The organism is Parabacteroides sp. AM58-2XD (assembly GCF_003463685.1).
Taxonomy (GTDB): Bacteria; Bacteroidota; Bacteroidia; order Bacteroidales; family Tannerellaceae; genus Parabacteroides; species Parabacteroides segnis.
The window spans coordinates 21,443-33,078 of record NZ_QSDP01000066.1; the positions used below are offsets into that span (position 1 = coordinate 21,443).

The following is an 11,636-nucleotide window of genomic DNA, read 5'->3' on the forward strand; positions in this document are numbered from 1 at the left end:
AGTGTATTACAATTCAGATTTGTATTGTCCGGTAGACGGAAAGATAGAGACCGCTTCATCCGGCTCAAGAGAAAAACGAATATATCCGTCTTCACACGCAATACTGGTTTTATAGAAAATACCGGAAGAAGTAATCTTATAAATATCTACACTATGCACATCCGACCAGTCAGTAGGCAATTGCCAGACCTTACTTTCGTACCCTTTTACGGAATAAGCCATATATTCACGGCCGGCACGCCACAGGACCGGCATAAAAAGATCGTCTTTATCTCTCAGCAACTGTTTATGGTGAGTAATCGTCGAATCTTTCAGGGATACGATCAGGTTGTCGTTATAATAAGCCATGCGGTTTTCTCCTTTTCCGGTCAGCTTTTCCCGTTTATAACGGTTCAGGTAAACATAAGGAAGTGTTCCGGTATAAAACTGGTAACGGTATTTATCGATCCAGTTGGCTATAGGCAAAGAGCCATTGTCTATCTCTCCGAAACAGTCCTCTCCCCGGCCGCTCATACCGAACAGGAAACCCAGTTGGAGCTGTTCTTTGGTCAGGTCGGGAAATTGTTTGGCAAAGAGATACGAAGCCCCTCCTGTGGTAAGGTAAGCCGGATATTTCATATAATCGTCCTCTGTTGCTTCAAACCACAGATACCAGGGAGTCAAGCCGATAAACAGGTCCTTTCCTTCCCGCAAGCGGTTAAAACTTTCGTGGGTGACATCAATACCCCTACTTCTGAAATACCGGAATATTCTTCGCTGATAGTTTTCTTCTTCCGCCCACGAGATCTTTTCATAAGGATTGTCACGCACAAAGAAAGCATCTATCATAATCGATCCGGCTTCCTGAATAAAAGGCAATAGTTCCAACAAAGCATCAATCCTCTTTACTGCATAGCCGCTCTCCCACTCGTTCTTATAACAGACCTGATAGGCTTTACGGTTATTCCAAACTCCAATCTGCATCGGTGTTCCATCCGTATTCCGGGAAATAAAACCTTTGGACAGATATTCTTCCCAAAGGGGACTGTCTTCATATGCATCCGTCATATTCACATGGACGCTAATATAAGTATTGTATTTCCTCGCTTCTTTCGCCAGCCACAACAATGATTCACGCCCGGTAGCATCGCATTCCCTTTTCAAGTGATTATTCACTTCAAACCAGGCAGGATACTTATCGTCATGCCCGTTATATTGCCATCCGACCAGATACAATGTCTTCGGAAGTCCTCTCGTTACAGCATCCATCTGTTTAACCAAAGACAAGACCTGCTCGAAAGTATAACAAATAACTGGATCGCCTTTTTCATCCGGATAAGACAACATGATCTTCATTACTTGCATCTGATGGTACGGATGCATATAAGGTTGTTCGGGACGCATCGTTTTCGTCCAGTCGTATTTCTCTCCGGTGATATTCCGCCAGGTTCGTTCGAAATTCCCTGGGAAAAAAATGAATGGTTAACGAACAAACATACAAAACACAATAACCAAAAATGAGTTTCATCATCTTCTTCATTTTACATTAGTACATTATAGAAAAGGCTGTCCGATCTATATAGAGACACGGACAGCCTCAGGATTTCAGATCTAAGGGCAAATATAGTTACTTATTTAAAGCTGTAACTTGAATCGTCCAATCTTTTTTCGTACCATTAGCAGCTGTCACCACATATCTGCGTGTAGTAGAAAAATCACCGGGAGTACCTAATGTCGGAGCTCGTCCTGCGGAGCTATAACCGCAGCCGTAGAAAGATTGAACTTGCCGACCAAGTTAGTCAATGATACCATATTTCGGATCTCTTCCGTAAAAGAACCACTGGCAGCAGGTACCGTAACCGTACAAGTAACCGTCCCTGTTTCCGGATTGATAACCTTATCACCGACCGTCAAGGTTACCACCTTTACCACCGGTTCACCATCAATCCATACATCAGTCACATCTTTATAACGAAAGTCAAACTTCACATCCGTGATATTTGCTTCCTCAAATGCCGGCAGGTCGTCCAAATTGCCTTTCAGGCAAGAAGAACAAACTAACGCAAACATTAACAACAGACTACTCTTTATCAATTTTATCATATTCTTTTTCATACTTCATTTGTATTAATGATTAATCATCGATTACCAACCTGGATTCTGAGGGCCTAAGTTCGGGTTACGGTCGATCTGCTTGCGGGATAGGAAGCAGATAGCGACGGTCTTCACGGAACTCGCGGATATCGTTATCACCATGTGTAACTTTGCCGACATAGAAAGACTTGCGGTCGTTCGTGATTTCGATATAAGTCGGTATTTCCGTAAATCCGGCAATCTTACCACCCGGAGCTACCCCATTGTTGGCATAACCACCGTGTTTACCCCAACGCAGCAATGTCCAATAATAATCATTCTCCATCGGCAGTTCACAACGACGTTCCTGCTTATAGAACTTCCAAGCCTCTTCCAAACTGTTCACCTGTTTAGCAGGCAGTTTACCATGAACAGTACGGGTCTGATTACAAATAGCGACCGCATCCGCATAGTTACCTTCACCCATGCCAGCCAACCATAAGATAGCTTCAGCCTTATTCAGTAAAACGCGTCCGTAACGAGTCACCACGTAGTGATAATCAGTCGGTGTACCTGCCAACACACGAGGTTGTACATTGTAAACCCCCTTCTTCCAGTAATAATTAGTCAATCCCATGTGAGGACCTAATCCACCATTCACCTTACGCCACAGATTACCATTTACAGTAAGTTGAATATCTTCATTCCACCAAGTACATCCATCATACACAAACGTATCGTAAAAACGGGCATCACGGTTGTTATACATGATTTCGTTCATCAACTTATCCCCTTTCACGTTACCATAAAACAAAACCTCAGCCTTTTCCTGTTCGATCGCCCAGTCCGGAGCCGCCCCTTGAACAAGTGTAACATTATTTTTAAATTGAGATGATTCATTCCAGGCAGCACCTTGTCCCGTCGTCTCGTCAATCACTTCATAACAATCTACAAGATTTTGAGTCGGAGCCCACCATAACCAGCCGATAAAAGGCTGGCCGCCATTTGTCTTAAACAACGGGCCGCAACCATTCTTGATCAAATTGTCATTATTCGTATTCGGCATCACATTCTGCAACGTGGAAATATAATCGGTATTTGTATTTGCCTTGTCACGGTAAATAGCAAAAATGATCTCATTCGAATAACGGTCATTTTCGTTGAATATATTCCCGAAACTAGTAGCCAATGAAGCCCCTTCGACAGCATCAGCAGCTGTGATAGCCGCTTTCAACCATTCTTTTTTCTTATTGGCATCCGTTTCGTAAGCAGCTGCCTGCAAAGCGATTTCCGATTTGAATGCATTAGCCATATTGCGAGACAATTCGCCTGCTTTTACACTTGTCGGAAGATCCGGGATAGCTGCATCCAGGTCGTTCAGGATATAAGTATAACTTTCAGTCGTAGTCTTCGTGGTAGGCATCATCAAGCCGTTGCTAGCCGTATCGGCCGGAGCCAACACACGGTCTACCCATACAAAACGTCCTATGGTACGAGCCTGTTGATAATAAGTCAGAGCACGTAACAATTTACCTTTTGCAACCAACTCTTTTGATTCAGCCTCCGAAAGTCCCTGACCTGTATATTCTGCCGCTTTTTCAATGATCAAGTTACAACGACGGATCGTGCCGAAATTGCCGAATCCGCCCGAATTATCATACCGGTCCATCGTTTCACGAACGAATCCTATTCCACCATTAGAATGGACTGCATTGGAAGTATATTGTTCCCAAGTAGTCTGGTTCCCGTCCACATAACCATACATCACACTACTCATCGTTCCTGTAACAAAAGCATCAGCCGTTGATTTAGATCCCCAAACAGTTGCTTCATCATAACTTTCAAACGGCTCGGTATCTAATACATTACAAGACATCATCCCGAATAAAAATATCAGGAAAGCCAATGATACTATATTTGTTAATTTCATAAGTATTATTTTTTATTAAAATCCTAGATTCAAACTAATAGAATACACACGTTGCATCGGATAATCATAATTATTCGTACTACCATTTTCCGGGTCAAAACCATATTTCGTAGCAGGAGAAATAGTAAACAAGTTCTGTCCGCTTAACATGACTTGGCATTTATAAAGCCACTTCACGTTTTTCAGCAATACAGTACGAAAATCATAACCTATTTGAAGTGATTTCAAACGAATATAACGGCCATTCACTAACCAAAAGTCAGACTGCACATAGTTGTTATTTCCATTCACATTCGAATTCATGGCGATTCTTGGATATTTGGCATCTCGATTATCTGGCATCCAGTAATCCAACTGATAAGGATAAACGACCGTGTAACCACCGGTTGATTGTCCACGCACTACATCTTCAATATACATATCACGCGATGTAGCTCCTTGGAACAATATATTGGCAGAAAAACCTTTGTAAGACAGATTGGCATATATACCATAGTTACCACGAGGGAAGTTGTTTTTACCAATACGCCACTGGTCGGCACCATCAATAAATCCATCCCCATTCATATCCTTATAAATAATATCTCCGGCAACCAAATTACTGGAACCATCACGACGAGGTAAGTTCAACGCCTGATCCGAATTTTGATAGAACCCTAAATTGGTATATCCGACACCCCAATATCCCGTCTGCTGTGTTCTTCTTTTGTACGGGTTCTTTTGGTCAGCCAAATCTTCATCCCATGCGGTAGCCACCAATTGGTCGAAATAGGTAAAATTAGCACCTACTTCATAATTAAAATCTCCGAAATGGTCTTTCCAAGAGAGGTTGAACTCATAACCGGCACGACGATGTTCGCCATTCGATTTCACTTTCGGAAGCGACAAGCCCAACGGATCGGTATATCCCACATTAGAAGGAGAAGTCAAATAACCGGTTGTCTTCATGTAGAAATAGTCGAAACTACCAGCCAAACGTTCTCCCAATGTATTAAAATCAAAACCTAAATCCAATGAGTTTGATGTATACCAAGTTATATCGTCACTAATCAATCCCCCTTCACTAAATGTCGGGACTATTTTACCATCCAATACGTATCCTCGTTCATTCAACCCATAAGAAGTCAAATAACTGAACCGACTAATATCGTCCATACCGACCTGGCCATAACTTGCACGAAGTTTAAAGAAATTCAATATATTACGTTCTTTCAAAGGTTGGAAGAAACTTTCTTCTGACACAGCCCATGCAGCTGAACCTGAAAAGAAATTACCCCAACGGCGGTCTTTCGGGAATAAGTCGCTACCATCATGGCGCAGTGAACCTTCTATATAATATTTCTTTTTATAATTATAAGAAGCCCTGGCAACCAAACCGGCACGTCCGGCTTCTTCCTCCCTACCTCCATTTTCCATCGTATCAGAAGGACCGGCTCCCATTTGGTCGATCATGAAAATATAATTTTTACGTGTAGCATCAAAAGCTCTATAAAAACTATAGCTCTGTTCGTATCCCAGTGTAGCAGAAACATTGTGTGTCTCATCCATAAAAGAACGGTTATAATCAGCGAAATACTGCGTAGTCCACATGCGTGAATAATCCGTCGAATAATTCAAACTAACCGGAAAGTCCGGTCCCTTATTCCCTTCCAAATCATATTGAGGCGCAGTCTTATTCCATGTTTTACCATCATACATGCCATAACGGTAATTACCGCCAACTTTCAATTTCAATCCTTCAACGCCATAGACATCCCATTCTGCATTGAAAAGCCCGGTAATCATCTTATTATCAAATTTCGTATAACCTGATTCAGGCGAAACTTCTGCCAACGGGTTGTCATAACCCACATAAATCTGTCCATCTTGATTACGATCCAATGACATCGGTCCTTGATTCTGTATATGCCCCCAAGTCTGCCAATATCCCGAAGAATATTGAGAACGCGGTGAACGCATGGTGGAAATATAACCATCCAACCCAAAAGTCAGTTTCAATCCTAAATCTTTAAACTCAGACACATCGTTCATACGGACATTGTATCTTTTAAACCATTCCGTATCGGCCTTATACATGGATTTCTGGTTATATGCCTGGAAAGAGATATAATACTTATTAAAATCAGAACCACCGCGTACAGCCAAAGAATGCTTTGTTTCAGGGGTAAAATTACGAAGCATAATCTTTTGCCAGTCTACATTCGGATAATTATACGGATCAGAGCCTGTACGATATTTCTCTACTTCCTCTTCTGTCCAACGAGGTTCCAAACCATACAAATCACGCACGGTGTTATCAAACACGGCACGTTCATAAGAGTTCAGCTTCTTTTCCAAGTAAGTAGGTTCACTCCAGTTCTGGTTGAAACTATAATCGACGTGAAGCCCTTTCAACCCGTTTTTCGTTTTCACGACCAATACACCATTTCCGGCACGTGCACCATATACGGCAGCTGCTGCAGCATCTTTCAAAACAGACATCGACTCAATATCGTCAGAATTCAGGTTCACGAAGTCGTTATAGTCTGAAACAAACCCGTCAATAACCACAATGGGTTGTCCGCCACCACGGATAGAGACTGTTGACTTCTTATTCAGACCACCCCCGGCAGAGGTAACGATCAAACCGGCAGCACGACCCGCCAACGCATCTGTCACATTCGCAACCGGGATGTTCTTTATTTTATCCGTATTAACCGTAGAAACTGCAGAAGTAAGGTTTCGTTTGGAATTTTTACCATAACCGATAACGACAACTTCCTCCAGCGCCTTGGAATCTTCCTTCAAGGTAATATTAAGAGTCCGTTTTTTCCCTACTACCACCTCTTGTGAAGTATAACCGATAAATGAAATAACCAATACAGGATCCTTATATCCTTCCAAGTCCAAAGTGAACTTACCGTCCATATCTGTCGTAGTACCAACACCTTCTTCATTTTTAACCAAGACATTGGCACCAATGACCGGATCCCCGAATTCATCGAGAATCTGTCCGGTAACTACCGTTTTCGATTCCTGTTGAATTTCGGCTTTTTTAAACAAGGCAATGTGCCTGTCCGTTATTTTATAACCCAATGACTTATTTCGTAATAAGACATCCAGAATTTCTGATATCGTTTTATTTTCTAAATCGATTGAAACTTTTTCGTCCAGATTTATTTCATTCTGTTTATAAACAAAAGTAAACTCAGATTGGCTTTCGATAGCCTTGATCACTTCCAGGACAGTCCCATTCATATCGAGGTTCAGTTTTGTAACCTGCGAATATGAAGAAGCTGCCGTCGCTCCCCAGATACTCAGGAAAAAGAACAATATGGAAAATCTCATAATAACAAAGATTCGATTCTGTGTTTTTTGAGGAATATTAATCCCCGGCAAAGCCTTTTTATAGCTCTGTAACACTCTAGTTAAATGTTTCTTCATACATTTGCAAACTCTAAATGATTATTTACTAAGGCAGTTGGTAGCTGCCGTGTTAATTAAATGATCTATGCGTAAGCAGTAAATTGGGGATGTTGGTAGCATTCCCAATTTCTTTCTAAAATTTTAAGTACTATTCATGGCTTATACATTTAAGGTTATACAATATCTATTTAATAAAAACGTCCTTTCCTCTAATGGTATATGTATATCGCATTGAAATCTGAAGGACCGACAAAATCTCCTCCAACGACTCGCCATGCGTAAAGCGAGCCGTCAGACAAACTTCTTCCAACGACCTATCCTTCAGATGAACTTTCACATTGAAAGAGTGTTCCAGCACCTGGATTATTTGTCCGAATGTACTATTTTCAAATACATAGTCACCCGTAACCCATGAAGCATAAAAAGATGTTTGAACCGACTGAACTTCTATTTCTCCACTTTGCCTACTATATACAGCCTGCTCACCCGGGAGCAATACCCGGTCGGGGACTAAACTTTTATTGCTATTTTTATATAAAGCGACCGAACCTTCCAACAGGGTCGTTTCAATGACATCGGACTGTTTTTGTGCCAACACATTAAATTCAGTGCCTAACACCTGTACCGACATTCCATCCATATTTACATGAAACGGACGGTGTTGATCTTTGGTTACTTTAAAAAAGGCTTCACCAATCAACTCTACAGACCTGTTTTTATCATCAAATGATTCCGGATAACGTATCCACGAATCTCCATTCAACCATACTTCTGTACTATCCGGCAGTAATATATGGGCTTTCGACCCCGCCAATGCAGTCATTTCTAAATAAGAAAGAGGTTTCGAGCGAAAATTATCCCAAATATAAAAAGAAGAAACACACAATAAGGCTATACAAGCTACAGCTGAAATATATTTCCAAATTGGAGAAACGCCTGTTCTCCGTCCGGGCATTCCGATACGGTTCCACAACTCATCATAAACCCTATCCACATCAACCTCCAACTGCTTAAAGCGAATACGATTTACACAATCTTTATGCTTTCCTTTATATCCTTCTTTCAAACTCATTGTTATCCATTTTGTTTTTATAGATGACAATGAGAGAGAAAAACCCTAATGCAGCACCAACGATATTAACATTGATTAACTTTAATATGCCGTAGTTCATGTAGAACTAATGCTTTTCCGTTGTAAAAATAGTATTTATTTACATAATATCTAAATAAAAATGATAATAAAACCGTATTAAAGTGTATAAGAAGTATCAACATTACTGCTTATTTAAAACTTTTCTTTTTGGAAAAAGGATTTTAAGGGAATAACTGGCTATAAACGCCATAGTTCTACATGAACTATTAACTATTTATCAAAGAGAGGTCATAACAAGAAGATGGATACCCTATCAAATAAACAAGAAAACAAATTGGTTTTCAAGATCATGCAAGGAGACGAAAAGGCCTTTCGCCAGCTTTTTGATATGTATTACCCCCAATTATACCATATAGCCATCTACTATCTATCCTCCAAGGAATCAGCAGAAGAAGTTGTATCTGACGTTTTCTACACAATTTGGAATAGAAAAGAGACACTCCATAAAATAGAAAATATAGAAAGTTATCTCTACATCTCTACCAAAAACCAAGCTTTACATTATATAAGAAGATCTACTATTCCTGATTGTTCACCCTTAGACTTATATAATATAGAGTTGATTGCAGACAATACCAACCCGGAATCGACCCTGCTGGATCAAGAATTACAGGAATTGATACAAAAAGCCATCAACTCCCTGCCAAGAAAATGTAGGGAAGTATTCAGATTATACCTTTCCGACAAACTCAAGCAAAAAGATATAGCCCTCTTGTTAAACATATCACCAAAAACAGTGGAAGCCCATATTGCTACCGCTTACAAGAAAATACATGACTATCTGAAATTACATTAATTTTATGAAGTACTATATATTCATTCCTTTCTTTTTTCATTTACTATTCTTTTCTTGTTCCAGCCTTTCAGAAAAGAAGTTAGAAGAATGTATCGCTAATGCCGGAAACAATAAACCTGAAATCCTGACTGTTTTAAAACATTATAAAGACAGTACACTCAAACTAGAAGCTGCCAGATTTCTATTAGAAAATATGCCTGGTCACTATGCTATCGACTCTAACCTCATCAATCATCTGAAACCTTATTATATAAAACATAGAGCTATTTCCGAAAAGTACCACTGGGATGTATATAATCACCAATGGATCCACTCGATTGATAGCCTTCGAGACAGTTACTCGTCTGATTTTTTCCACGAATCTCAACATACGGTCCAAGCAGATATAGAGAACATTAAGGCAAACTGGTTAATAAAACAAATAGAACTTGCATTTGATGCTTGGCAAACAAATTCATACACCCAAAACATTTCTTTCAAGGAATTTTGCGAATACATTTTACCATACAGGACACAAGACGGATTAATATTGGACAATGCAAGAGAGGTGTTTTTCTATCGGCACCGTAACTTTTTTAATGATTCTTCAATTCACTTCCAAGAAAGAATAGATTCCTTATTGTCAAAATATCAAACAATCAATCATAGCAATTTTGCAGCCATTAACACTCCGATCTATTCTATTTCCACTCTGGAACTCATAAAACGAGGTCTTTGCGAACATAAATGCTGGTTCAACGCAACTCTACTAACAACAATGGGTATACCGACCGTTATCGATTTTGTCCCAGCATGGGGAAACAGAAATAGCGGACATTCATGGAACGCAATCGTATTAAACGGAGAAACATACCCCTTCGAACCTTTTTGGGATGAAGATCCTTGGAAATACAAAAATCTTTATAATAATAAAACATTCGATTTAAAATGGGGTAAATTCCGACTCCCCAAAATATACAGACATACTTATTCATATCACCTCGAGGACCTGCTTTCGATAACGAAGTAAATCCGTCCGACATACCTTCTATTTTTAAAAATCCCAATATAATAGATGTTTCTTCATCTTACTTTGAAACAGTTGATATTAATATAAAACTACCATACAAAAGTTCCGAGAAGATACGATACTGTTATCTCTGTGTATATGGTAATGGGAACTGGCAACCTATACAATGGGGAAAGATTCAAAATAAAAAGGTTTCCTTCAAAAGTATGGGAAAAGATATTGTTTATCTGCCGGCTTATTTCATTAACGGTAAAATTATTGCTGCATCCAATCCCTTTTATCTTAACGGAAAAGGAGAAATGACAACCCTAAAAACAGAAAAAACAACAACAAATTTAACATTAGCAACTACGAATAGCATAGTTGACGTTGCAACTAGGAAAAAGAATATAAATTACTTATCAGGCACTTACTTATTAGGGAAAATAGAAAATCGACCCAATCAATATGATACACTTTTCCATTTTTCAGATACTATAGATAATTGGCAGAACAATATACATCTGAATATTCTCCAAAAATATCGTTACATCCACCTATTATCCAACCAAGATACACTTGCATTAAACGAAATCATATTCTATGAAAAAAATAAAGATTCTATTCAACCGATAAACAATATTCATGTTTCAGGCAGTTTCCACCCCATTGACTCAACAAATCCTATCAACTATCTAATTGATAATTTATCAACAACAGGCTCCTGTGGAAAATTAACAAAAAACAAAACCATATGTTTTGATCTAGGAAAACCCTGTCTACTTTCAAGTATCCAATATTACCCTTACGTTCCAAGTACTCTAAAAAAAGATGCCAAATACGAACTATTCTATTGGAATAATAGATGGAAATCTGGAGGAGTACAAAAGTGTAACGGTCAATATATCACATTCAAAAATATTCCTCAAGGAACTTTATATAGGTTAAAAGAAGAATCTAGTAAAAACGAAAGAATATTTACATGGGAAAATGGGTTAATTTACTGGAGGTAATATAAAAACATAATTAATCAGACAATTCATCTTTCAATATTTGATGAAATATATCATATATATCTGCGTTTTGTAATGGACTACCAACCATAATAACTTCATTTCTTTCATTTAACAAAAAAGTAATGCAACATTTGTATTTGACGGCAAATGAGAATTATTCACTGAAAATACATTCGCTTTATCTATAAATATAAAAACATAATTAATCAGACAATTCATCTTTCAATATTTGATGAAATATATCATATATATCTGCGTTTTGTAATGGACTACCAACCATAATAACTTCATTTCTT

General features: G+C 38.9%; 8 protein-coding genes. 3 read left to right on the forward strand and 5 right to left on the reverse strand.

From position 1 onward, the window contains the following. Nucleotides 1-6: 6 nt before the first annotated feature. The 5 genes from DXA15_RS16000 to DXA15_RS16020 form a co-directional block, all read right to left on the reverse strand. A complete protein-coding gene (locus DXA15_RS16000) occupies nucleotides 7-1,383 on the reverse strand; it encodes an endo-alpha-N-acetylgalactosaminidase family protein (protein ID WP_233567346.1) in 1,377 nt (458 codons plus the stop codon). A 324-nt stretch (nucleotides 1,384-1,707) separates the two neighbouring features. Next, entirely contained in the window at nucleotides 1,708-2,094 is a 387-nt protein-coding gene (locus DXA15_RS16005) for a hypothetical protein (protein ID WP_233567347.1), read from the reverse strand. A gap of 64 nt (nucleotides 2,095-2,158) precedes the next feature. Continuing rightward, a complete protein-coding gene (locus tag DXA15_RS16010; protein ID WP_233567348.1) occupies nucleotides 2,159-3,982 on the reverse strand; it encodes a RagB/SusD family nutrient uptake outer membrane protein in 1,824 nt (607 codons plus the stop codon). A 15-nt stretch (nucleotides 3,983-3,997) separates the two neighbouring features. Then, the gene (locus DXA15_RS16015; protein WP_233567349.1) at nucleotides 3,998-7,309 is read right to left on the reverse strand and encodes a TonB-dependent receptor; all 3,312 of its coding nucleotides are present in this window, start codon (nucleotides 7,307-7,309) and stop codon (nucleotides 3,998-4,000) included. A 262-nt stretch (nucleotides 7,310-7,571) separates the two neighbouring features. Beyond that, nucleotides 7,572-8,459: a FecR family protein gene (locus DXA15_RS16020; RefSeq protein ID WP_128134671.1), complete on the reverse strand. Its 888-nt coding sequence runs from the start codon at nucleotides 8,457-8,459 to the stop codon at nucleotides 7,572-7,574. A 322-nt stretch (nucleotides 8,460-8,781) separates the two neighbouring features. Here DXA15_RS16020 and DXA15_RS16025 point away from each other — a divergent pair, with 322 nt between their 5' ends. From DXA15_RS16025 to DXA15_RS16035, 3 genes are all read left to right on the forward strand, one after another. Then, complete coding sequence (locus DXA15_RS16025; protein ID WP_128134672.1) at nucleotides 8,782-9,336, forward strand: RNA polymerase sigma-70 factor; 555 nt, start codon at nucleotides 8,782-8,784, stop codon at nucleotides 9,334-9,336. 4 nt (nucleotides 9,337-9,340) lie between these two features. Beyond that, nucleotides 9,341-10,345, forward strand: coding sequence for a hypothetical protein (locus DXA15_RS16030; protein WP_128134673.1), 1,005 nt, complete (start codon nucleotides 9,341-9,343; stop codon nucleotides 10,343-10,345). Between the two features lie 206 nt (nucleotides 10,346-10,551). After that, complete coding sequence (locus DXA15_RS16035; RefSeq protein WP_128134674.1) at nucleotides 10,552-11,337, forward strand: hypothetical protein; 786 nt, start codon at nucleotides 10,552-10,554, stop codon at nucleotides 11,335-11,337. Nucleotides 11,338-11,636 lie beyond the last annotated feature (299 nt).

Coding starts and splice junctions, on each gene's coding strand:
- DXA15_RS16000 (WP_233567346.1), bottom strand. CDS start 1,383: ATGCGTCCCGAACAACCTTATATGCATCCGTACCATCAGATGCAAGTA.
- DXA15_RS16005 (WP_233567347.1), bottom strand. CDS start 2,094: ATGAAAAAGAATATGATAAAATTGATAAAGAGTAGTCTGTTGTTAATG.
- DXA15_RS16010 (WP_233567348.1), bottom strand. CDS start 3,982: ATGAAATTAACAAATATAGTATCATTGGCTTTCCTGATATTTTTATTC.
- DXA15_RS16015 (WP_233567349.1), bottom strand. CDS start 7,309: ATGAGATTTTCCATATTGTTCTTTTTCCTGAGTATCTGGGGAGCGACG.
- DXA15_RS16020 (WP_128134671.1), bottom strand. CDS start 8,459: ATGAGTTTGAAAGAAGGATATAAAGGAAAGCATAAAGATTGTGTAAAT.
- DXA15_RS16025 (WP_128134672.1), top strand. CDS start 8,782: ATGGATACCCTATCAAATAAACAAGAAAACAAATTGGTTTTCAAGATC.
- DXA15_RS16030 (WP_128134673.1), top strand. CDS start 9,341: ATGAAGTACTATATATTCATTCCTTTCTTTTTTCATTTACTATTCTTT.
- DXA15_RS16035 (WP_128134674.1), top strand. CDS start 10,552: ATGGGAAAAGATATTGTTTATCTGCCGGCTTATTTCATTAACGGTAAA.